At 43.9% G+C, this 23813-nt stretch carries 22 protein-coding genes, 1 pseudogene and 1 riboswitch; of the genes and pseudogenes, 11 read left to right on the top strand and 12 right to left on the bottom strand.

What is annotated here, in order from left to right; translation table 11 throughout:
* Positions 1 to 257 precede the first annotated feature (257 nt).
* Positions 258 to 1733, top strand: a complete 1476-nt coding sequence (zwf, locus tag BN1067_RS08330) for a glucose-6-phosphate dehydrogenase (protein ID WP_053218422.1) — start codon at positions 258 to 260, stop codon at positions 1731 to 1733.
* A 192-nt stretch (positions 1734 to 1925) separates the two neighbouring features.
* On the opposite strand, the gene gndA is transcribed toward zwf, so the two are convergent.
* Positions 1926 to 3344, bottom strand: coding sequence for an NADP-dependent phosphogluconate dehydrogenase (gndA, locus tag BN1067_RS08325; RefSeq protein WP_053218421.1), 1419 nt, complete (start codon positions 3342 to 3344; stop codon positions 1926 to 1928).
* A 460-nt stretch (positions 3345 to 3804) separates the two neighbouring features.
* Between gndA and BN1067_RS08320 the strand changes: the two genes are divergently transcribed.
* The 3 genes from BN1067_RS08320 to BN1067_RS08310 all read left to right on the top strand — a co-directional run bounded on the left by BN1067_RS08320 (position 3805) and on the right by BN1067_RS08310 (position 6256).
* Entirely contained in the window at positions 3805 to 5298 is a 1494-nt protein-coding gene (locus tag BN1067_RS08320; RefSeq protein ID WP_053218529.1) for an alkaline phosphatase, read from the top strand.
* Positions 5299 to 5320: 22 nt separating this feature from the next.
* Positions 5321 to 5950: a class D sortase gene (locus BN1067_RS08315; protein ID WP_053218420.1), complete on the top strand. Its 630-nt coding sequence runs from the start codon at positions 5321 to 5323 to the stop codon at positions 5948 to 5950.
* A gap of 120 nt (positions 5951 to 6070) precedes the next feature.
* On the top strand, positions 6071 to 6256 hold the full coding sequence (locus tag BN1067_RS08310; protein ID WP_053218419.1) for a hypothetical protein: 186 nt from the start codon (positions 6071 to 6073) through the stop codon (positions 6254 to 6256).
* A 207-nt stretch (positions 6257 to 6463) separates the two neighbouring features.
* Here the strand turns inward: BN1067_RS08310 and BN1067_RS08305 are convergent, their stop codons facing one another.
* The 5 genes from BN1067_RS08305 to BN1067_RS08285 all read right to left on the bottom strand — a co-directional run bounded on the left by BN1067_RS08305 (position 6464) and on the right by BN1067_RS08285 (position 12086).
* On the bottom strand, positions 6464 to 8185 hold the full coding sequence (locus tag BN1067_RS08305) for a methyl-accepting chemotaxis protein (RefSeq protein ID WP_053218418.1): 1722 nt from the start codon (positions 8183 to 8185) through the stop codon (positions 6464 to 6466).
* A gap of 72 nt (positions 8186 to 8257) precedes the next feature.
* A complete protein-coding gene (locus BN1067_RS20150; protein WP_234400651.1) occupies positions 8258 to 8839 on the bottom strand; it encodes a response regulator transcription factor in 582 nt (193 codons plus the stop codon).
* A 247-nt stretch (positions 8840 to 9086) separates the two neighbouring features.
* Positions 9087 to 9194, bottom strand: a riboswitch (cyclic di-GMP riboswitch).
* Positions 9195 to 9390: 196 nt separating this feature from the next.
* Entirely contained in the window at positions 9391 to 10227 is an 837-nt protein-coding gene (locus tag BN1067_RS08295) for a DUF1206 domain-containing protein (protein WP_053218417.1), read from the bottom strand.
* 90 nt (positions 10228 to 10317) lie between these two features.
* Positions 10318 to 11478, bottom strand: coding sequence for a GNAT family N-acetyltransferase (locus BN1067_RS08290; RefSeq protein WP_053218416.1), 1161 nt, complete (start codon positions 11476 to 11478; stop codon positions 10318 to 10320).
* A gap of 14 nt (positions 11479 to 11492) precedes the next feature.
* Entirely contained in the window at positions 11493 to 12086 is a 594-nt protein-coding gene (locus tag BN1067_RS08285) for a TetR/AcrR family transcriptional regulator (RefSeq protein ID WP_053218415.1), read from the bottom strand.
* Between the two features lie 152 nt (positions 12087 to 12238).
* On the opposite strand from BN1067_RS08285, the gene BN1067_RS08280 reads away from it, so the two are divergent.
* Positions 12239 to 12778, top strand: coding sequence for a hypothetical protein (locus tag BN1067_RS08280; protein ID WP_053218414.1), 540 nt, complete (start codon positions 12239 to 12241; stop codon positions 12776 to 12778).
* Positions 12779 to 12925: 147 nt separating this feature from the next.
* Here the strand turns inward: BN1067_RS08280 and BN1067_RS08275 are convergent, their stop codons facing one another.
* Positions 12926 to 13192 (bottom strand): hypothetical protein, encoded by a 267-nt coding sequence (locus BN1067_RS08275; protein ID WP_053218413.1) that lies wholly within the window; start codon positions 13190 to 13192, stop codon positions 12926 to 12928.
* 229 nt (positions 13193 to 13421) lie between these two features.
* Here BN1067_RS08275 and BN1067_RS08270 point away from each other — a divergent pair, with 229 nt between their 5' ends.
* The 6 genes from BN1067_RS08270 (at position 13422) to BN1067_RS08245 (ending at position 20098) form a co-directional block, all read left to right on the top strand.
* Positions 13422 to 14552, top strand: coding sequence for a CdaR family transcriptional regulator (locus BN1067_RS08270; protein ID WP_053218412.1), 1131 nt, complete (start codon positions 13422 to 13424; stop codon positions 14550 to 14552).
* A 93-nt stretch (positions 14553 to 14645) separates the two neighbouring features.
* A complete protein-coding gene (gene glcD, locus BN1067_RS08265; RefSeq protein ID WP_053218411.1) occupies positions 14646 to 16055 on the top strand; it encodes a glycolate oxidase subunit GlcD in 1410 nt (469 codons plus the stop codon).
* Positions 16055 to 17386 (top strand): (Fe-S)-binding protein, encoded by a 1332-nt coding sequence (locus BN1067_RS08260; RefSeq protein WP_053218410.1) that lies wholly within the window; start codon positions 16055 to 16057, stop codon positions 17384 to 17386. Before glcD ends, BN1067_RS08260 begins: the two co-directional genes overlap by 1 nt.
* Before the next feature lie 153 nt (positions 17387 to 17539).
* On the top strand, positions 17540 to 18259 hold the full coding sequence (locus tag BN1067_RS08255) for a metallophosphoesterase family protein (RefSeq protein ID WP_053218409.1): 720 nt from the start codon (positions 17540 to 17542) through the stop codon (positions 18257 to 18259).
* A 201-nt stretch (positions 18260 to 18460) separates the two neighbouring features.
* Positions 18461 to 18940 carry an NUDIX hydrolase gene (locus BN1067_RS08250; protein ID WP_053218408.1) on the top strand — a complete coding sequence of 160 codons (480 nt, stop codon included), beginning with the start codon at positions 18461 to 18463 and terminating at the stop codon, positions 18938 to 18940.
* Positions 18941 to 19144: 204 nt separating this feature from the next.
* A complete protein-coding gene (locus tag BN1067_RS08245) occupies positions 19145 to 20098 on the top strand; it encodes a ribose-phosphate diphosphokinase (protein ID WP_053218407.1) in 954 nt (317 codons plus the stop codon).
* Between the two features lie 102 nt (positions 20099 to 20200).
* On the opposite strand, the gene BN1067_RS08240 is transcribed toward BN1067_RS08245, so the two are convergent.
* From BN1067_RS08240 to BN1067_RS08220, 5 genes and pseudogenes are all read right to left on the bottom strand, one after another.
* Positions 20201 to 20557, bottom strand: a complete 357-nt coding sequence (locus BN1067_RS08240) for a response regulator (protein WP_053218406.1) — start codon at positions 20555 to 20557, stop codon at positions 20201 to 20203.
* A 26-nt stretch (positions 20558 to 20583) separates the two neighbouring features.
* Entirely contained in the window at positions 20584 to 21045 is a 462-nt protein-coding gene (locus BN1067_RS08235) for a chemotaxis protein CheW (RefSeq protein ID WP_053218405.1), read from the bottom strand.
* A gap of 180 nt (positions 21046 to 21225) precedes the next feature.
* On the bottom strand, positions 21226 to 22332 hold the full coding sequence (locus BN1067_RS08230) for an acyltransferase family protein (protein ID WP_053218404.1): 1107 nt from the start codon (positions 22330 to 22332) through the stop codon (positions 21226 to 21228).
* 290 nt (positions 22333 to 22622) lie between these two features.
* Positions 22623 to 23045, bottom strand: a pseudogene (locus BN1067_RS08225) (transposase); the annotation flags it as partial.
* Between the two features lie 26 nt (positions 23046 to 23071).
* Positions 23072 to 23623: an acyltransferase family protein gene (locus tag BN1067_RS08220; RefSeq protein ID WP_053218403.1), complete on the bottom strand. Its 552-nt coding sequence runs from the start codon at positions 23621 to 23623 to the stop codon at positions 23072 to 23074.
* Positions 23624 to 23813: the final 190 nt, after the last annotated feature.

Genomic DNA, 23813 nt, shown 5'->3' with positions numbered 1-23813 from the left:
ATGGTTGTAAGTTTACTTAATTGCCTTCAGGGTGTCAATGACTGGGGCGATAATTTTCTGAAAAAGGAAAGCGGATACGCAAGCGTTTCCTTGAAAATATGCTTTAAATCGGGGCTCAATAATTTTGTCATTCGACACTTACATGGTATGGTAGAAAGAAACGTCTTCTATTACTTTCATGATAAAGGACGTTTTTAATCATGCATCTTTCACATACTAAACGTAACTATAAATGATAAAGTGAGGTCAAGAACGTTATGAACGAGGACAATCCAAAATCCATACTTGTAATCTTTGGAGCCACTGGAGATTTGGCGAACCGTAAGTTGTTCCCATCCATCTACCGTCTTTATAAAAACGGAAAACTATCAGAAGACTTTGCTGTTGTCGGGGTAGCCCGCAGGCCGCACACCAACGAATCATTCCGTGAAAATGTAGAGCAGTCTGTAAAGGCATCAAGACCCGCAAATGAAGAAATCAATGACGGGTTCTTTTCCCATTTTTATTACCAACCATTCGATGTTACTGATTTGGCCTCCTATCAAGAATTAAAAGGCCTGTTGGAACGTCTTGATAAAAAACACCGTACCGAAGAAAACAGGATATTTTATTTGGCCATGGCACCTAATTTCTTTGGCACCATTGCAGAGAACTTAAAGAGTGAAGGGCTGACTGATACAAAAGGATGGTCCCGCCTCGTTATCGAAAAGCCGTTCGGCCATGATTACCCTTCTGCCAAGCAGTTGAACGAACAAATTCGCCAGGCATTTGATGAGGAGCAAATTTACCGGATCGACCACTATCTTGGTAAAGAAATGGTACAGAACATTGAAGTCATACGTTTTGCCAACGCGATTTTTGAACCATTATGGAACAACCAATACATTGATAACATTCAGATTACTTCCAGCGAGACGCTCGGGGTCGGAGAACGCGGACGCTACTACGACAAGTCTGGTGCGCTAAGGGATATGGTGCAAAACCACATGTTGCAAATGCTTGCCCTGCTGGCAATGGAACCGCCAATTAAATTGAATCCTGAGGAAATTCGAAGTGAAAAAATCAAAGTGTTGCGGGCGCTAAGGACGATGACCCCTGAAACGGTCGATGATTACTTTGTCCGCGGCCAGTATGGCGCCGGCATGAGTAACGGTGAACAAGTCGAAGGATACCGTGATGAAACAGCGATTGATTCGGAATCGAACACCGAAACCTTTGTTGCCGGAAAGCTGTTGATCGACAACTTCCGCTGGGCCGGAGTGCCATTCTACATACGTACCGGAAAAAGAATGGCTGCCAAGGCAACAGAAATTGTAGTCCAATTCAAGGAACTGCCAATGAACTTGTACTTTAACAAAGGAAAAGATATTCAGCCGAACCTGCTGGTCATCCATATCCATCCGGATGAAGGAGTCACCCTCCACCTCAATGCGGAAAAGCGAGGTGTCGGTACTACTTCCACACCAGTCAAATTGAATTACTACAGTCATAACGGGGATAAAATCAACACACCCGAAGCGTATGAAGTCTTGTTATACGATTGCATGCTTGGGGATTCTACCAACTTCACGCACTGGGATGAAGTTGCCCTGTCCTGGAAGTTTGTCGATATCATTTCACAAGCCTGGAATGCGAAAAAAGCCAACTTTCCTAATTATGAGTCTGGCTCAATGGGACCAAAAGAAGCGAATGAATTACTGCACAAAGATGGCTTCCATTGGTGGTCCATATAAGAACGTAAAATAGAGAACCAAAAACCTGTTTTCATTAAACGGGTTTTTGGTCCTTTTTTTGCAATACAAAAGCCCTGCCGATTAGTCGGTCAGGGCTACTTGTCTATATCAGGCCGTACAGCAACGCCGAACCACCCCCATTGCGGGGGCGCAGCTCCGTACGTCGCTAATCAGTCGCCTTCGCTTTTCTTTTTACTTCATCCACTCTGTGTGGAAGATGCCTTCTTTGTCCAAGCGCTGGTAGGTATGGGCACCGAAGTAGTCGCGCTGAGCCTGTAACAGGTTGGCTGGCAATTTTTCAGTGCGATAGCTGTCATAGTATGCCAATGCGCTAGAGAAGGCTGGTACTGGAATTCCTCGTTTGATGGCGATTGCCAGTACTTCACGTAGAGATTCCTGGTAATTTTCTACGATATCTTTGAAATATGGATCTAGCAGCAGGTTGGTTAGACCTGGCTCACGATCGTACGCATCCTTAATTTTTTGTAGGAATTGCGCACGAATAATACAACCGCCCCGGAAAATCATGGCTATATCGCCATAGCGAAGGTTCCAGTCATATTCATCAGAAGCAGAGCGCATCTGAGCAAACCCTTGAGCATACGAACAAATTTTACTCATATACAGAGCTTTACGTACTGCCTCGATCAATTCTTTTTTATCCCCGTCAAAGGACGCATTGGCCATTTCTGGTCCGTTCAGTACCTTGCTTGCTTTGACCCGCTCTTCCTTCATGGCTGAAATAAAGCGTGAGAAGACACTTTCCGTAATGATTGGAAGCGGCACACCAAGATCCAGTGCACTTTGGCTCGTCCATTTTCCGGTTCCCTTTTGGCCAGCTGTATCAAGAATCATATCAACTAGTGGTTTTCCGGTTTCTTCATCCATTTTGGTGAAGATATCTGCAGTGATCTCAATCAGGTAGCTGTCCAGCTCCCCTTTGTTCCAATCAGCAAATACTTCATGCAATTCTTCGGCGCTTAATCCTAACACATGTTTTAAAATGAAATAGGCTTCCGAGATTAACTGCATATCGCCGTACTCGATGCCGTTATGCACCATTTTTACATAATGGCCAGCTCCGTCCGGACCGATGTACGTTGTACAAGGATCTCCATCTACCTTGGCAGCAATCGCCTCCAGTATCGGCTGCACCTTTTCAAACGCTTCTTTCTGACCCCCCGGCATAATGGAAGGACCCTTCAAAGCACCTTCTTCTCCACCGGAAACGCCGGTGCCGATAAAATGCAAGCCGGATTCTGCCAACTCTTTATTTCGGCGGATCGTATCTTTAAAGAATGTGTTACCGCCATCGATCAAAATATCGCCTTCATCCAAATGAGGCTTTAATGACTCGATGGTTGCGTCGGTAGCAGCACCAGCCTTCACCATCAGTAAAATTTTTCTTGGCTTTTCCAACGTAGCGACAAATTCTTCGATGGTTTCAGAACCGACAAAGTTTTTACCTTTCGCTTCATTGTTCAAAAAGTCTTCTGTTTTCTCATAAGAACGATTGAAAACAGATACGGAATAACCTCGGCTCTCTATATTCAATGCAAGGTTTTTACCCATTACTGCTAAACCAATGACACCTATTTGTTGCTTTGCCATACCAATTCTATCCTTTCTTCCTGCATTTTTTTACTCAGCTTTCCCTAGATTGGCCAGTCTGAACTCGGTCTATGTAGAAAGCACGCTTTATTTCCTTAATACCTCTACTATACGGAAATCAAAAATCGCATGCAAACCATCGCGTTTCCTCAGCTTTCGACACCTTGCTAGGTGAAACTTTCCTTTCACAGTATAGCATGGTTCGATAGTTGGAGTGAATCAGAGTGAATCGTGACGAAACAGCTTTTTTTTCCGAACTAATTAAAAAAGAAGGGACAGTCCCTCTTTCCCACACAACCTGAAAAAGTACCTTTCTGTGCAGCTGAAAATTTGTTTCTTTTTCCCCAGTTTGACACCTTTTAAACCGGGAATTACCCATGTAAACATTTCCATTACTATTTAGGAGGGATTAGGTGTGATTAAGAAGAAGCGAACAAAAAAATGGCTGGCTGCTTCAGCTATGGCAGTACTTGCTTCTAGCACGATTATGGCTCCTACATACAAGATAAGCGCAGAAGCAGAAAAGGAACCGGAAGTAAAAAATGTCATTTTCATGATTGGAGACGGAATGGGACCTGCTTATCAGACAGCTTATCGATATTTCAAGGATGATCCCGAAACACAGAAAATGGAGAATACCTTTTTTGATTCTTATTTAACCGGTATGCAAACAACATACTCAGCCGATCCTTACTATGAAGGCGGAGAAGATGATGTAAAAGAAAATATCCCGGATTCGGCTGCAACCGCCACAGCAATGTCTTCCGGTGTCAAAACTTACAACGGAGCAATTGCTGTCGACTTACAAGAACAAGATACCAAAACGGTGCTTGAAGCTGCCAAGCAGCATGGTAAAGCTACCGGGCTTGTCGCTACTTCGCAAATAAACCATGCCACTCCTGCAGCGTTTGGCACGCACGATGAATCGCGAAACAATTACGATGAGATTGCGGACGATTACTATGACAATCTCGTAAACGGAGAGCATGCCGTAGACGTGCTCCTGGGAGGCGGAACAGATTATTTCATCCGGGACGATCGGAATTTAACGAAGGAATTTAAAAAAGACGGATACAGCTACATCGATACAAGAAAAAAATTACTAAATGACAAAAATGAACAAGTGCTTGGATTATTTGCCCCTGTTGAACTCGACAAAGCTATAGATAGGACCGAGGAACAGCCGTCTCTGGCGGAAATGACCATGTCTGCCTTGGATCGGTTGAAAAACGACGAAGATGGTTTTTTTCTGATGGTAGAAGGAAGTCAGATTGATTGGGCGGGGCATGATAATGATATTGTTGCCGCCATGAGTGAAATGGAAGATTTTGAACAAGCGTTCGCCAAAGCGATTGATTTTGCGGAACAAGACGGGGAGACGCTGGTAGTTGCTACTGCAGATCATTCAACAGGAGGTTTGTCAGTTGGACGGGATGGAGAATATCAATGGCACCCTGAAGTGCTGCAGGCTGCCGAAAAAACCCCTGACTTTATGGCAGAACATATTGCCGGAGGAGCAGGTATCGAAGAAACATTACAAGAAAACATCGAGCTGGATTTAACGGAAAATGAATTGGAAGCTGTAAGGGCTGCATACGAAGAGGCATCAGGTCAGGATGAGGAGGATCTGATTTTAGCAGTCGATGCAGCGATTGAAAACATTTTTGATATGCGCTCTGGTACAGGCTGGACTACTAGCGGGCACACCGGTGTCGATGTACCTGTATATGCTTACGGTCCGGGATCAGAAGAATTCACCGGACATATTGATAATACGGAAAACGCAGCAAACATCTTCCGCTTAATGGGATTAGATGTTGAAGAGCCGGGTGACCAGCTGGCAGACACCGCCACAAATCATCCGAACGGTGTTCTGATCGGCAGCCTGCTGATCCTTGGAGGATCCGTGCTTTTGTTCAGAAGAAAAACAACAACGGAAAAACAGAGCAGCTAACCAAGGAGAAGAGGGATTGGCTATGAAAAAGTGCGTTGGTGTTATCCTGCTCATCGCTGGTCTGCTGATGAGCAGCTGGCATGGCCTTATGTGGTGGGAAGAGGCAAGCGCTGTAACTTCCGATCAAAAGGAAGCCAGCTCCCTTTCAGCCGATTCGGAAAAAACAGCAGTCCGGGAAAAACTCCTCCATAAAGAACGCTTCTCTGAGAACTCAAAAGAAACACCAACAAAAGGAGAAGAAATTGGACGATTGATCATCCCCAGACTGGATAAAATATATCCGGTTTATTGGGGAACGGGCCAGCAAGCACTCAAGCGTGGCATCGGAATGTATGACTCTCCTTCGATGACACCTCCCGATCAGTATGGCCATACTGGTTTGGCTGGGCATCGTGATACCGTCTTTGTAGGTTTAGATCAATTACAATCAGGAGACCGTATCTATCTTGAGTTCCATGATGCCACTTATGCATACCAAATCCGTAAAACCTGGATCACCGATGCGAATGATCGGTCCGTCCTTACCGAGAAACAAGCACCTACTTTGACCCTGACAACTTGTTATCCTTTTGATTTTATCGGACCTGCTCCGGATCGTTATATCATTCAGGCTGAACTAATAGGAACCCAGGATGCAAAGGATTCGGCATAGCTTTCAATCCATCTCTTGTATCCATTAACCCTTAATTATTCATTTTTCCTTCCAGGGCATCTTGCATTGTTACTATCTGATAAAATAAACCTAACATCTATCATAAAGGGGATCATTTTAATGGGTGATTTATTATGGGGAGACGTGCTCGTTCAGCTGTTTTACCTAATCATTTTGGTGTTGATCATTATGTTGTTTGTCTCTTTGTTCCGGTCTCAGGCAAAACGCCAAAAACAATTAAACCGGATCGAGCAAAAAATCGACGAACTAAAAAGCACACAAAGCCATGACCACCAAGAGCAATAAAGATTTAAACCAACAGCTGACAAAATATATAAGACAGAAATAGAAAGTACCGGACAATAAACCTTTGCGACATGCCTTTATTTCTGATTAATAGAAAAGGCTGTCGAGCTGAAATAGCTCGACAGCCTTTTTATCCGCTGACTATAAAAAGAATTTAAGTACCGTTTCCATCTCTCGTGATGCAACGATTACGATACAGAAAACCACCTATAATTTAAACTGTCTTACCAATCCATTCAGTTCTTCTGCCAATCTGGAAAGCTGTTCCGAACTGTTGGCAACTTCCTCCATCGAACTGCTCGTCTGCTGCGAGGATGCCGAGGTTTGTTCTACCCCTGCTGCAGCCTCCTCCGATATCGAAGCAATTTCTTCAATCGAAGCATTCATTTCCTGACTGTTTGCAGCAATGGCTGCCAAGTTTCCAGAGACCATTTGAACACTTTCCACCATTTCAGAAACAGAAGAATGGATGCTGGCAAATGTTTTACCAGTTTTCTCAATTTGACTGGTCCCTTGTTCAACCTCTTTATAGCCGCCTTGAAGCGATTCTGTCACATTGCTGGACTCGGTCTGGATATTGCTCACAATGTTCGTGATGTCGGTAACAGAGACTCCTACTTGTTCTGCAAGCTTTCTTACTTCATCGGCAACAACAGCGAAGCCTTTTCCGTGTTCACCCGCACGCGCAGCTTCGATTGCTGCATTCAGTGCAAGCAAGTTGGTCTGTTCAGCGATGTCTTTAATGACCGATACAAGCTTGGAGATTTCCTGTGATTGAGCATCCAACCCTTGCACTTTTTTCACGGCGTCCTGGACAATCTTATCGATTTTGTTCATTTGTTCAACCGACGAATCCATCAACCTGCTTCCGTCTTCAGTCATACCGAGGACATGACTGGATGTTTCATCGATGTGGGCACCTCTTTCATTCGCCTCCTGTACTTTTTGAGAGAAATCACCCATTACAGAAGCCAACTCAGAGGCACTATTGGCCTGTGATTCTGATCCTGATGCTAATTCCTGCATAGTAGTAGCTACCTGCTGGGAACCAGCCTTTACTTCATTGGCCGATTGGGTCAATTCCTCACTTTGCCCACTGACCGTTTCAGAAATACCGGCAATTTTTTCTACCATATTCTTCAGGCTATACCCCATCCCATTAATCGAGGTGGCAAGCCTGCCGATTTCATCCTTGCCGTCATAATTTATCGGGTCCACCGCCAGGTTTCCATCGGCGATCTGGTCACTGACATAGATGACTTTGTTTAGATTCCGGATAACAGATCGACTGATCAAGAAGACGAGCAATCCCCCAAGAATAATGGAAACAGCCATTGCAATTAATAAGACACTTCTAGCCACAGTGGAACTGTCTGATGCTTGGTCGACTGCTATTTGCCGCTCAGCTACAACTGTCTCACGTAATTCGTCCAGTAACTGCACAGTTTCCGACCGTAGTTTGTCTGATTCCACTTTCAGGTTTGCAAGCAGGGAGGCTTCATCCTGCTCCACTGCGGGAATTATAACTTCCAGAAACAAATCGTTCATTCGCTTATCATTCTCACGGATTTGAGAAAATAATTCCTTTTGTTCGGTTGTATCCATTTTTATTTCCAATTCATTTTCCAGTGTATTGAACTTCTCTAGACGCTCGTTATATTCGTCTATGTAGCGGGGATCATCGTTATTCAAGTAACTGGCAATCCGAACTGATTTCGCCCTGGTTAAGGAACCCATCTCGGTCACTTTGATTGCCCTGTCCCCTCTTCTATCCAGTTCATCGATGTTATTGCCAATCCCTGTAATAAGTGCAGTCACTATTGCTGCAGTAATTCCGAACAAGATAAACACGACAATCAAGCTTAACCCATATTTCCAGCCGATACTGATGTCAGAAAAATTCCTGAAAAGTTTTCTTTTATTCTTCATGTTTACTCCCCTTATAGAAGCTATATTCCAGTGTTCTTAAAGCCGCTTGCACTATTGTCGAAGTTGAATTGTTTATAAGTAAAACCAGCGGTGCCTCAATGCATATAAAACCGCATTGGTACGATCTGTTACGCCCAGTTTTCTAAAGATGGAGCTCACATGGTTTTTTACCGTTTTTTCCGTGATGAACAACATTTTGGCTATCTTGTCATTGCTGGAACCCTTCGTCAACAGTTCCAGCACATTCCATTCCCGCTCCGTCAGAACACCGACCGGTCTCTCTGCCACTTTATGAGACAACTTTCTATAGTCGTGCAATAAAATGGCTGACAACTTTGGATGTACATACACGTCGTCATTGAGGACACAATTTATCCCTGCAGTCAATTCCTCGGGCTGCATGCCGTTGAAGAAATAACCGTCAAGCCCTTCCTGAAACCAATTTTCCAATCGGGATTTATCAGGATCAGCGGTCCAGACAATAACTTTCGTATTTTTATATTTGTGCCATTCAATCAGCTCCATGATTATCTCGTTGTCCGTATCGATGTCGACAATCAAAAGGTCTGCTGTTTTTTCTTCACGGATTAATGCATTACATTCCTCATATGCAAACGCATGAACCCTATGGTCGGCATATTCATTTTGTAACACATTAACGATACCATCCCTCATTAAGCAACGATCTTTTATTACCATAATATTCAATTTCAACTCACACCAATCTTTCTTTCCGTATTCCCCTGATTAACTTTTCCATCCCATGACCGATGATATTTGTTCTTTCCTACTTTTTTCCGTTTCCCAGTGATTAGCCAGCCTCCTTCTAAAAAACCCCAAAAAAATGGCTCTTCCCATTTAGGAACAGCCAAACAAAGCATGATTTTATATGAATCATGTGTGTGGCAGCCAGGCGATCATCATTATTCATGAGCATAATGGCTCATTCCATAACCTTAGACCCTAAGCTTTGCGTCCTAACCTTTCGATTAGTTTGCCTTTATCAAAAATTTATTCACCTATTATGTAGTACTTTAGTAAGTATACTGTGTCATTTTTCACTTTTCAACATAATTTTACAGATTATGCAGATATTTTTTCACATCTAAAAACTTTCCAATCTTATATGACTTTTTTCGTAACGAATGGCACTAAAAAAGCCAGCTTGTCACAAGCATTCGACAAGCTGGCTTTTTCCTATCGGTCTATTGGCCGAAATCCATTTTTTGATACCGTCCTCTGAATAATTGGTATAGCCCAAACAATATAAATCCGAGGGAAACGATCCCGAGCATCCATCTTCCAAACGGCTGTTGAGCCAACTCCGACAGCGCTTCATCCAATCCCTTCGCCTTATCGGGATTTGTCGTGACAGCCGTTTGTACAAAGAAAAATCCGACAAGACCAAACACTATTCCCCGGGAAATCATTCCGACTTTACCGGCGATTATCGCGGTTTTTTCTTCCTTTTTCTCCATTTCGCCCTGCTCGAACTTTTTCATGTAACTGCCTGTGATGCCGATTCCTGCTTCATAGATAGCAAAACCAAAGACAATAACTCCAAACAGCCCAAGCAACCATGGGCCAAAAGGCTGGGATAAAAGCTTTGCCGACATCGTTTGCTCGGAACTCCCGCTGCTGCCGGCATGCATGGCAATTTGAAGCGCTTTGAAGGCGATGCCTCCATAAATCATCGCACTGATGATGAAGCCTGCACGAACCGTCAATCCTCTTATGTTTTTTCCGTAGCCATCCGGATCTTTAAATGCCCTGATCAACTGCCAGACAATGTAACCGAAAAGTCCGAAGCCAATAATCCAGATCAGTATTTCTCCAAATGGCAGGGCGGCTAGCGATTGAAACATCCCACTTGTTCCAGAAGTCTTTCCGCCCACACCAATAGCCGCCATAAAAGCAAGAATTCCGATCAAGGCAAACACCACTCCCTGTGCCATATAACCGATTCTTCCAAACCGGCGGATCCAAGGCTTGGCCTGCTTCTGTTGCTTCTTTAAATCTATTTTCTCGGAAGATATATCCATATTTGTTTCCTTCTTTCGCATGATTGAGGTATTATCTTTTATTCCCCTACGAAAAAAAGCGAAACTTGCCTGGCAACTTCCGATGCAACATTAAAAAAAGTCGGTAAGATACGTCTGCTGAACAGGGACGATTTCCTCCAGCTGTTTCACGGCCACACTACTGCCGCTAATTAATCCAGCAGTATATAACTCCATGGGCCGCTTTGCGCCAAGCAGCATCACAGTAAGCTGCTGGATCGTGCAAAAAATACCGTTTTCGGCAGGAATTTCATCGTCTTTGCGAACCACTTGCCCACCCTCAATGCGGTAATTTCCTGCATTGTCTGGCAAAAAATCATCGTCCACATGTAGATAGACTGGTACTGAACCTTGTGATTCCCGAAAAGGATAGGCGTCCAGAAAGGCTTGCACATCGACAATCCGTGCCATGAAATAAGGCTTGATTTCCTGTGGGAACCTTGGTTCATCGATCCATAAGGGTAAATGATCATTTTCTGATGCCACCATTTCCACCTTTTCAGCCATGGAATCATGGTTGGCGATGAATTGCATGAGTACATGCCAGGCATTCAACGATAGATGCACAAACTCCTCTACCGTAAACACATCATTCTTTACATGGTAAATAAGATAGCCTTCTGCCTTGCCCTTCTCATCATAGGCCACTGCTATATGATCGTTCCCAGTCAAGACCCTTTGCTGCCACCATTTTTCATCTCTGGCCAGCATCCCGTTGTACCGAAGGGCGTATGGTGTATATAGGGATTGCAAAAAAGGAATGTCCTTTTCTATTCTGCGGACATACCCGCTGCCATTCCAATCTTTCTTTAACCGCTCCATCGGGATGGAATAATGTTTGTTGGTAAAAACGAGCTCCCACCCATACTTTCGATAAAAAGGGAAAGAAAATGGATGCAGGAAAGATAGTGTCTGACCGTTTCTTTTCATATCAAGAAGCGCGTGGTACAATAGTCTTTTGATTATCCCTTTCCGGCGATGTTCCGGCCATGTAGCCACACCCCCGATTCCTCCCATTGCAAATTTTTCACCGTCCAAATAACAAGAAAAGGAATGGAGATGGAGCTTGCCTGCAAGGACTCCCTGCTCCATCCAACCCCAAATTTTATGCCGCTTGGTTTCTTCAATTCTTTTCTGCATATCCTCTGGAGGAATTTCATATTGAAAGGCAAATTTGGATAAAGCAAAAATTTCCGGAAAATCCTTTTCAGTCAATTGTATGATTTCTCCCACCGTTGGTTCCCCCTTTATTCTGATTCCCCCAATATATTCTCCAAATGACTGGAGATAACCTTCGCCGCCTGTTTCTCTGTTACCCGTTTTGGTTCCAGCATGGCATGCAGTGCCAATCCATCTACTATTGCATACAGTTTCTCCGTTTCCAATTCGATATCGAGCCCTTTACGCAGCAACCCTTTTTTCTGCAAATAACCAAACATCAATTGAATGGCTTGTAAGATTCCATCTCCTTCTTCCTCCAGGAGATGACGGTGATGCCGTGCATAAGAAATAAAAGTAAACCACACCTCCATCTCTGCTCTTGTTTGTTGGTTTGTTGGAACAATTTCCAGTAACACGTTGAGCATTTTCTGCTTAGGCGGTAAGTCACGGCTTATAATCTGCTTGATCCTCTCCGCAACTCTATCCTTAACTAAATTGATCGCATAGCGGAGCAATCCTTCCTGGTTCGAGAAGTAATAACGCAAGGCACCAAGCGATAATCCTGCCTCTTCTGCTACCTTACGCACTGTCACCCCTTCCATTCCATGTTTAAGGATAACCCGCCATGCCGCTTCTGCTATTTGGTTTCTACGTTGTTCATGATTCACTATTTTTGGCATATTCTTACGATAGCAACTTAACGAAGATTATTCAATTTTTTAATACGATTGTATTAAAAAAACAGTCGTGCTATGATCGTATTATCCAATACAATTGTATTAATAAAATTAACTGGACTTATGTTCATTCATTGAAGGAAGGAGAAAAATAGTTGAATTTCATCGCTTGGATGATCGTTTTGTGCGAAATAGGGTTTTGGGTTGCCATCATCGCCGGATTGACCACCCGATATCTTTTTAAAAAAGAAAAGCTGGGTCTGGTTTTCCTGGCATCCACACCGGTGATCGATTTGTTATTATTAGTGCTTGCTGGCTTTGATTTGTACCGGGGGACGGCAGCAACAGTTGCCCATGGAGTTGCCGCTATTTACATCGGCAGCTCCATAGCATTCGGCAAAAGTATGATAGATTGGGCCGATCAACGCTTCCAATATTACATCCTTAAACAAGGGGAAAAACCGCCAAAGCGGTATGGCTTTGCTTATGCCAGACATTATGCCAAGGGCTGGCTGCGGCATTTGTTGGCATTCTTCATCGGTGCCGGGCTACTTTCCATTACAATTTTCATAATCGACAATCCAGAACGCACAGAAGCGTTGGCAGGAATAATCAAAATGTGGGCATTGGTCGTTGGGGTTGATACCTTTGCTACTATCAGCTATTTCATATGGCCAAAGCAGGCAAAATCTTGACTAGTCTGGTGACAAAAGGCTTCCACCTAAAATGAAACTTCGATCTGGTTGGCCACCATGCCAGAGTATATTACCCCTTATTAAATGAAAAAGCCTGAAGAGCATCCTTTTAAAGGAAGCAACTCTTCAGGCTTTTTCTTCTCCCTATTACCCTATCTGCTTCTGTGACTCTTTAAAGCTTGCTTCCTGCCTTTCAAGCAGCAACAGCATTTTTTCAAAAGTGGTCCCTCGTTTTTCCTGGACATCCTGCTGAAGCCTTGCTTTTAGGACTGCTTTTGTTTGATCATCCATTTTTACGATCAATGCTTTCCACATGTCGATAAAGGTCATCCCCGGTTCCATATGAATTTCGTATGCAAAACAAGTTTTCAAAACTTGGTAATATAATTCCTTCAGTGCAATATCATCCTTCATCCGCTTAAGACCTCCATTCCGGTTTATGATTTAGCTGTAGTATGGACATTGGATAGTCAAAATAAACGGAATTCTGTAAAAAAGTACTGTCTTCATAACGTTGTATACGATTACAGGTTTGTCTGCTACAATCTTAACTAGGACAGAGTTTTCGGCTAAGAAAGCGGACAAACAGTCTATGCTGCCGCTCTTCTAGCTTTCTATCAAATCATGTAAAGGGGATGCGATTATGTATTTGACCCCTGAACTAGGCAGAAAAATTGTATCGGAAGTTAAAACATTGATGGACGAACATCTGATCATCGTTGATCCAGCCGGTAACATTATTGCCAGTACGGATAAAAGACGTGTCGGCAGCTTTCATGAAGGAGCCGTCTTAGCCTGCCATCGAAAAACGGAATTGATTCTCTCCGAGGCAGATGAAAGGAAACTAAAAGGTGTAAAGGCAGGGATCAATCTTCCGATTTACTTCGACGGAGAGCCGATCGGCGTGATTGGTATTACCGGCCTCCCGGAAAAGGTTGCACCGTTTGGTTCACTGGTCAAGAAAATGACCGAATTGCTCATCCAGGAAAATATCTACTTCCAACAGACGGAGTGGAAAAACCGGAGAATGGAAGCCTATTTTCTTGATTGGATTCAGCAAGAAGAAGCGGACGACGCTTTCCTGCACAACGGCCAGATTTTAGGATTCGATATGACCACCTGGAAACGGTGTTCCCTTATCCACTTTCCCTCTCTGGACAGCCAAAACGCAGCCGCATATTACCGACTGGCCCGTGAATGGTTCGAAAAAAGAACAACAGACACGTTACTAAGCTGGGGAAACGACCATTGCCTGCTTATTCATGATGAGCTGGAGTCATCGGATTCTCTAGTATCATCGGATTACCACAGACTGTTTGCCCGATTCCAACAGCATATGAAGAAGCGTGTTGGGTTTGTCCCAGAAATTGGAGTGGGACCATCCGGGCCTCCAAAGGCAATGAAACAGCTGTTTCAAAAAACCGAAAAAACGTTGGCGATTGCATTAAAGCGGGTGCCACTCGTCTTTTATGATAATTTGTTATTGGAACTTTGTATCGAAGACATACAAGCAGCTACCAAAACAGCTTTTATTGAGCGCAGTCTTGGCAGTCTTCGCCCGGATTCAGGGCTCTTGACTACCTTGAACGTGTTTTTGTCCAATAACGCGCAGATTGCGGAAACAGCGCGCCAGTTAAAAGTCCATACCAACACCATCCACTACCGCTTGAGTAAAATCGAAGAACTGACCGGTCATGACCCCAAGCAGCTTCACTCCCAGGTTTCTTTCTATTTAGCTATGTTATTTTTGGAAGAATATACAAATCAGTCGTAAATATCAAAGTCTTTTTTGTAGGTTTCTCCATACAATTGCCTGAGAACCAGCATTACAATAAAAGAAAACGAGATAAGAGATAAGGAGAATGACATGCTGACAAAAGATGGATTGGAACTATTGACGGCCATTGTCGGGAAAGAAAACGTGGAAACTTCCCAAGCGAGCAAGCTTGTCTACTCGTTTGACGCTACTCCCCAATTTCAAGCGATGCCGGACGCAGTTGTTTCTCCCCGCAACAGTTCAGAGGTTTCCCAGGTGGTAAAGTGGTGCAATGAACAGGAAATACCCATCGTTCCCAGGGGATCCGGAACCAATTTAAGCGCCGGTACTACTCCCCTTAAGGGTGGTGTTGTCCTTTTGATGAAGCATTTGGACAAAATTATCGAAATCGATGAAGAGAATTTAACAGTGACGACACAGCCTGGCGTGAACACCCTGGAGCTAATGGAAGCAGTTGAAACGAAGGGATTGTTTTATCCTCCCGACCCAAGTTCGATGAAAGTTTCCCAAATCGGCGGAAATATCAATGAGAATTCCGGTGGTTTACGCGGATTGAAATACGGAGTGACCCGTGACTATGTAATAGGGCTGGAAGTCGTCCTTCCAAATGGGGAAAAAATCCGGACAGGCGGAAAGCTGGCAAAAGACGTGGCTGGATACGACTTAACCAGGTTATTTGTTGGATCGGAGGGGACTCTCGGGATTATTACCGAAGCAACGTTAAAATTAATCCCTTTGCCAGAAACGAAAAAGACCGTGTTGGCCCTTTATGAAGACATGGAAGCTGCAGCCCGGACCGTTTCCAAAATCATTGCAGGCAAAATTATTCCGGCTACCCTTGAATTTTTGGATCAGCCTACCATTAAAGTCGTCGAAGACTTTTCCAATATTGGTCTGCCAACACATGCCAAAGCAGTCCTGTTGATCGAACAGGATGGCGATGCCGCCGTTGTGGAAAAAGATATCGAAAAAATTGTCTCGATTTGTGAAGATAACCAGGCAATCGAAGTAAGCATGGCCGCTTCTGAGGTGGAAGCGGAAGCACTAAGGACCGCAAGGAGATCTGCTTTATCAGCGTTGGCACGGTTAAAACCGACCACCATCCTCGAGGATGCTACCGTTCCTCGTTCCGAGATTGCCAACATGGTTCATGCCATCAATAAAATTGCAGAAAAATATCAGGTTGATATTTGTACATTCGGCCATGCAGGTGACGGAAATCTGCACCCTACCTGTTTGACAGATGCACGGGATAAAGAAGAAATGGAACGGGTGGAACAAGCCTTCGAAGAAATTTTCACTACTGCCGTTGCACTTGGCGGAACGATAACCGGCGAACACGGGGTTGGTGCTATGAAGGCCCCTTATTTGCATCTGAAGCTTGGAGAGGCGGGGGTAGAAGCGATGCATTCCGTCAAACAAGCATTTGATCCGAAAAATATCATGAATCCAGGAAAAATGTTTGCCAAGGAAAGCAGGAAACGGGTGGTGATTACCTAATGAAGACAGCTGAAAAACAACGGATTCAACAGCAATTCCAAGAAAAGATGGATTATGACGAATTACTGAACTGTATGCGCTGCGGTTTTTGCCTGCCCAGCTGCCCTACCTACATCGAGTCCGGTAAAGACGAAGCCCACTCTCCTCGCGGACGAATCGCACTTATGAAAGCGGTTGTAGATGGAGATATCGAACCTGATGATGATGTAAAGCGTTCGCTGGATATGTGCCTTGGCTGTCGGGCATGTGAACCAGTTTGCCCCTCCGGCGTCAACTATGGCCATTTACTGGAACAGGCAAGGGATATTATCTACCAAAATCAGGAGCAACCCCTACCAGTCAAAGCCGTGCGCAAGGCTGCATTCCAGGGCCTGTTTCCCTATCAAAACCGCATGATCGGACTTACCGGTCTTCTGGGCTTTTATCAGCGTTCCGGATTGCGGACCGTAGCCCGTAAATCAGGCATGATGAAGCTGCTCCCAGAATCTATGCAGTTGATGGAAAAGGTATTGCCAGATGTTCCGACAAGCAAAACCATGAAACAACGGCCGCGGTATTTGCAGCCGACAGTCCCTGCAAAAAAACGTGTCGCCTTTTTTTCAGGCTGCTTGATGGACACTGTCTTTCTTCCGACCAACGAGGCGACGACAAAGCTGTTGCAGTATGCCGGATGTGAGATTGTTGTGCCTGAAGCCCAGGCATGTTGCGGCGCCCTCCATGGACATAGCGGGGAAAAACAACAGGCAAAGACAATGGCAAAGCGTAATATCGCCGCGTTTGAAGAAACCGGAGTGGATTACATTATTACCAATGCCGGAGGCTGTGGTGCCTTTTTAGTCGATTACGGTCATTTATTGAAAGATGAACCGGAGTGGAAACAACGCGCTGAAGCATTTTCCAGCAAGATAAAGGACATTTCCAGTGTATTGGTGGAGCTAGGCTTTGATCAACAGCCGTTGTCCCTTTCGGAGGAAATCATCACGTACCAGGACTCCTGCCATTTGAAGAATGTCCAAAAAACATTCATGGAACCAAGAAAACTGTTATCTTCGATCGAAGGTGCTCAATACGTGGAGATGAAGGATGCGGGACGGTGCTGTGGATCGGCCGGGATTTACAATCTGGTCGAAACGGAGATATCTATGCAGATTCTTGATTACAAAATGGAACAAACCAAAGCGACTAAGGCAAAAACGATCGTTACAGCCAATCCAGGCTGTCTCTTGCAAATGAAACTGGGAATTGAAAAAGAAGGACTCTCTGATCATATGAGGGCTGTCCATATCGTTGATCTACTTTTAGAAGCCTACGAAAATGCCAATCCAGCATAATCCCACAAATCGAAGCAACAACCTTAAAAATGAAAGCTACCAAGACGGTGGTTTTCTTTTTGTTTAGAGCTGCAAACACAGCACAATCTTTTTATGAGCAAAAGAAATCTGCTACGATAAACAAAAGTACTTATAACGAGGAGAGAGATAGTCATGAAAGTTGCATGTATTTCCGATATACACGGCAATGCCGATGCGCTCGATGCAGTGCTGCACGATATCGAAACCGAGCAAGTCGACAAAGTGCTTGTGCTGGGCGACATTGCCTTTCGCGGACCAGAACCAAAGCGTTCAATCGACCTTATCCGCAATCTGGATACCGATGTAGTCAAAGGAAATGCTGACGAATGGGTCGTTCGGGGAATCAAGGATGGAGAAGTACCGGAGCAGGCACTGGAACTTATGAACAAAGAACGGGACTGGACGGTTTCCCAGCTTGAAAAGCAGGATGTCGACTACTTAGCCGGACTTTCCGAACAGAAACTGCTGGATCTAGACGGAATAACTGTTCATGTCTTCCATGCCACCCCCGACAGTTTATTTGAAATCGTGCCGCCAGATGCAGCGGAGAGCACAGTGGAATCCAAGCTGGCAAAAGCTCCAGCAGACGTCTATTTGTATGGTCATATTCATCAATCATACATTCGGACAATCAAAGGAAAAACGGTTGTCAATCTAGGCAGTGTCGGCCTTCCTTTCGACGGAATTGCCAAAGCGTCTTATGCTATGCTCGAAGTCCATAATGGCTCTGTAAGTACAAGCATTAGAAAAGTAGCTTATGATATAGAAAAGACGATTGAAAAGTATCATCAGTACAACTATCCGAATATCGATATGATGGAAAACATCCTTCGTAAGGCTGCTGTTCAATAAAAATGTGGCTTAAACTGCCTGTCACAACTTGGTGATGGGCAGTTTTTTCGTTTCTCTCCACTTTCCATAGGGAAAATCATGCTAATATAAATAAGAGAGCAATTATGTACACAACAGAAAGACAAAAAACCAACTCAGGTGTCACAAACAGATCATCCAACCATGGAACATTGTAAAACGGATTTCGAAAGGAGATGTCCAATGTCGCAAACCATTTTTGAAGTTCCAATCAGCTGTCGAGGTATAGCAGCTATTCTATTAAAGAAAATCGAAGGTCGCTATCATGTTTTATTAGTCAAACGGACAAGCAAAATCCTCGATGGTGCCTGGTGCTATATCGGCGGAAGTATCGAACAGGGAGAAAAAGCATGGGAAGCAGCCTTGCGGGAGATTAAAGAAGAAACCGGTATAAATGAAGTGATGCTGTATTCTTCCAATAGATTCGACCAGTTTTACTCGCCGCAGGAGGAATACATCTATATGGCTCCCCTCTTTGTTGGTTATGTCGACAGTCGGCAGCAGGTTATCCTTAACCACGAACATAGTGCGTACAAATGGCTGACTGTTGAGGAAGCAATCGAAACCGTAACTCTCCCAGGAAACGATGAAAACCTTGCTTTTATCGATAAGCATTTTATCCGGAGAACACCTGCACCTTTCCTCCGCGTAGGTAAGGGATAATCTGCGTTCTATCCTTTGTTTTATTTTGCAGTGAGAATAACAGCTATCTAACCCAGTCTCGTTTTAGACACTCTTCGCATTGCGTACAGCTTGTTTACCTGAATTGTTTTTGAGATAATAAAATCCTTACATAAACAGGTTGTAACCTGACAAATTGTTGGAAAACAAATGTAACAGACCCCTGTAAACAAGGAGGAATCAAGTGTGTCGAGAGACTTCCAGGAATCAAAAATGAAAGTTTTTTCGTTAAGCTCCAACCTGCCTCTGGCAGAAGAAATCGCCGACAATATGGGTGTGGAACTTGGAAAAAGTACGGTGACAACCTTTAGTGACGGTGAGGTACGAATCAGTATCGAAGAAAGCGTCCGCGGATGCGACGTCTTTGTCATCCAGTCTACAAGTGAACCGGTGAACCAACATATCTTAGAATTACTAATAATGATTGATACATTGAAGCGGGCTTCAGCCAAGACGATCAATGTTGTGATCCCTTATTATGGCTATGCCAGACAAGACCGTAAAGCGCGGCCGAGAGAACCAATCACTGCAAAGCTCGTCGCAGACTTAATTCAGGAATCCGGAGCTTCCCGTGTGATATCGTTAGACTTGCACGCTCCGCAAATCCAGGGATTTTTCAATATTCCGGTCGACCAATTAGCAGGCATTCCTATTTTGGCTAATTACTTGCAGGAAAAACAGTTCGAAGACGTGGTCGTTGTGTCACCGGATCATGGCAGTGTATCGCGCGCAAGACAGCTTGCCGATCATCTGAAAGCTCCTATCGCTATCATCGATAAACGCGGGCCAAGGGAAACAGAAGTCGGCGAATCGAATATTGTCGGAAATATCGAAGGAAAAACGGCCGTCCTGGTCGACGATATCGTCGATACCGGAACACGTATGACCAGTGGAACCAAAGCATTGATGGCGAAAGGCGCCAAGGAAGTCTATGCCTGCTGTACCCATCCGGTTTTATCCGGTATTGCAATTGATAAAATCAAAAACTCCGAGCTGAAAGAATTGATTGTCACCAACAGCATCCCGATTCCGGAAGAGAAACACCTTGACCGCATTACACAGCTATCGGTAGCACCGTTGATGAGCGATGCGATTACCAGAGTTTTTGAAGATCGTTCAGTCAGCCCATTATTTGATTGATAAAAACCAGAGCCCTGAAAGGCTCTGGTTTCTTCCGTTTATGCAGTGCTTTCATCTTGCGTCCATCGCTGTAAGATGATGAACGCGCCTATAGACCTTCGTTCACATGAATTTTTGCAATGCTGCTTCAATTCGTTCCGCGGTAAATGGTTTGACGATGAAATCTTTCGCACCGGCTTTGATTGCTTCTACTACCATCGCCTGCTGCCCCATTGCCGAGCACATTATCACATTCGCATCATCATCATATTGTCTGATGGCCTGCAATGCCTCTACACCGTTCATTTCCGGCATGGTAATATCCATTGTCACTAAGTCAGGCTGCAGTTCTTTATATTTTTCCACTGCTTCCTGCCCGTTTGCTGCTTCCCCGATTACTTCCAGACCAATGTTGCTTAAAATGTCTTTGAGCTGCAATCGCATAAAGGCTGCGTCATCCGTAACGAGTACGCTCTTCATATGCTAAATCCCCCACTCTGTTGAAATTAAACTTGGCTTATCTCTTTTACTTCCTGCATTTCTTCGATATCAAAAATACTGGCAAAATCAAGCATAATCAGCAATCGGTCCTCCAGTTTCGCGACACCTTTCAAGAAGGCCGAATGAATTCCTCCTGCCATCTTGGGAGCTGGATCGATCAAGTCCGGGTCGATATCGATCACGTCTTTTGCTTCATCAACAATCAAACCAGCAGTCACACCATCAATTTCAATGATCAGGACTCTTGTTTCATCCGTATAGTCCTTTCTACCCAAACCCAATCGCTCTTTCAAGTCAATAATAGGAATTACTTCTCCTCGCAAATTGACAATTCCTTTAATGAAATCAGATGTATTTGGAACCTCCGTTACATCGACCAAACGCTCAATGGAACGGACCTGCTGGATATCCACGCCGTACTGTTGTTGTTTCAATTGAAAAATAATGGTCTTAACTGCCGTCTGCATCCTGATTCCCCCTGTGTTTCTATCCATCTGTCATTCTTTAACTTGATCGATTTCCAGACCCTAAGCTTTTAGGTTAGATAGACTTATTTATCTAGTAATATTAGACTATTAAAGCGTATTTTTCAACAAAATTTTACCAATTCCTTTTCTCTTTTTTTTCATCTTGAAATTCTGTTCTTATTAACGAAACCAACTTCTTAGGTTTCGCTCCCTTCCAATCAGGGGGATTTTCACAAAACGATATAGTCGCTGCTTCCCCAATTGAATCAATCGATAGATAAAGTAGGAACTGAAATAAACGAAAGGAAAAAATAATAAACCGTATAATAGATGCTCCTTCCACCATTCTAGTCCGGCAGCCGCCAAACAAAGATGCGTCACACTGATGATCAGAGGATGAATGACAAATATTCCGATTGTATTCCTTCCGATTCGATTGTAATGAGTTGCCTCCCCGATGGTTCGAAATTTCATTAAAGCAGCAAATATCAACAGACTTAACGGAATCGTAGAAAGGAAGTATTCTTCATGGATCCCCCCCAAATGTTCCATCGTCCAGTTACGCTCCATAAGCTGAAGGAAAAGCAGAAATGGTATGGCCGACATATAAATAACCCCGCTAACCCGCGAAGCGAGGATTTCTGCCTTTTCGTGCTTAAGTGCCAAAAAGCTTCCAAGAGCCACATAAAACAAACCGAAAAAGAACGGGTCTCTTGTGTTAAAGGGTATATCATATAACAAGGAATAGCCTTGGCCGGTCAACCCAAACAAGTGCAGAGCAAAGCTGATAACCAGCAACAGACTAACCGCCTGCATCCGCATAAAACAATAGAGAATAATAGTCGCCCAAATCAGTGCCGGTAAAAACCAAAGGTGATACTGTGTGTTGCTTACACCGTAAACAAAAAACTCCTTCGTAAGCAAACCGCCGACATAATCTTCAGTCTGTTGATTAACCATTCCCCCACTCTCCCAGGCAATTTTCGCATAATCGTAAACCGCATAAACGATAAACCAGGTAACATACAATAACAGCAGTTTTTTCGTGTAGGATAAAAAATAACCAAACGCCCTATCATTGCTGTTTGTTTTCATGGTGAATAAAAAGCCGGAGGCAATAAAGAAAAAGGGTACACTAAACCTTGCCAGCACCTTTAAAATGATGTCCAGCTGCTCGCCGTCAAAGCCGGCAGCAAGTTGAACAGATGCAAATGCCTGAGCATGTATATAAACAATTCCCAGCATAGCCAGAAACTTGCCGAAATCAATGCTATGGTATGTCTTCATCGATTTACCTCCTCGCCTTTACTAGGGAAATACCCGCTTGAGCTTCCATTTAGGCTTCTAGCGGTAAAAAGTCCTTCCGGTTTTAATGTCATTGAACTATTCAAGTTAAGGGAAAGCTAAGACGTGGCGGCTGGCAGGAACAAGTCCGTCCTATCGACCACAGGCTGGCCAAAGATAATAAAAGCAACCGGGAAAAAGAAAGCTAACCGTAACGAGGCCACTGAAAAACTGAAGGTCTTTGAAAAGTAGAATTTTAAAAAGCGGTATGTATGGAATTTAATTTCCATACATATGACTTCGACAAGACGTTCTGAATAGTCCAGCTCAGCTTTAAGCGTATCTTCGGTTGGTTTCTCAGGAAATTTTTTCTTCATGGATTCATCGATAGAATAAATCATTTTACGGACGTTCTTGGAACGGCTACGTAATACTTCTTGAGAGGATGTTTGATTGTATCGAGCCTTGGTGTGTGTCGCATCAAGGATAAGAGACTTCGATTGAATCACGCCTTTCTCAAGAGCGACCTCTACGGTTTTTCCAATCAGGAGATCTAAAAGGTTTGTGTCTTTCAGACGTTTACGACGGAAGTAAGCTAATAAGCTGGGATCAATGACGTCATCTTCTGGTGCCATTTCAAGGAAATATTTGAAGGACATGTCTACCTGAGCTCGTTCCACGAGATCCCCATCAGACAATGTATAGATGGTTTTCAGTGTACAAGAAAAAGAGTGACTTTCTTTTAGAATTTAAAGAAAGTCACTTCTTTATCATTTATCCTCTGTTGATTCCACGATAAACGTTCGGTGGNAACCGCCTGCATCCGCATAAAACAATAGAGAATAATAGTCGCCCAAATCAGTGCCGGTAAAAACCAAAGGTGATACTGTGTGTTGCTTACACCGTAAACAAAAAACTCCTTCGTAAGCAAACCGCCGACATAATCTTCAGTCTGTTGATTAACCATTCCCCCACTCTCCCAGGCAATTTTCGCATAATCGTAAACCGCATAAACGATAAACCAGGTAACATACAATAACAGCAGTTTTTTCGTGTAGGATAAAAAATAACCAAACGCCCTATCATTGCTGTTTGTTTTCATGGTGAATAAAAAGCCGGAGGCAATAAAGAAAAAGGGTACACTAAACCTTGCCAGCACCTTTAAAATGATGTCCAGCTGCTCGCCGTCAAAGCCGGCAGCAAGTTGAACAGATGCAAATGCCTGAGCATGTATATAAACAATTCCCAGCATAGCCAGAAACTTGCCGAAATCAATGCTATGGTATGTCTTCATCGATTTACCTCCTCGCCTTTACTAGGGAAATACCCGCTTGAGCTTCCATTTAGGCTTCTAGCGGTAAAAAGTCCTTCCGGTTTTAATGTCATTGAACTATTCAAGTTAAGGGAAAGCTAAGACGTGGCGGCTGGCAGGAACAAGTCCGTCCTATCGACCACAGGCTGGCCAAAGATAATAAAAGCAACCG

Origin of the sequence: Virgibacillus senegalensis (assembly GCF_000821245.2) — a bacterium.
GTDB lineage: Bacteria > Bacillota > Bacilli > Bacillales > Amphibacillaceae > Sediminibacillus > Sediminibacillus senegalensis.
This window is presented reverse-complemented; position numbering and strand designations above follow the sequence as displayed.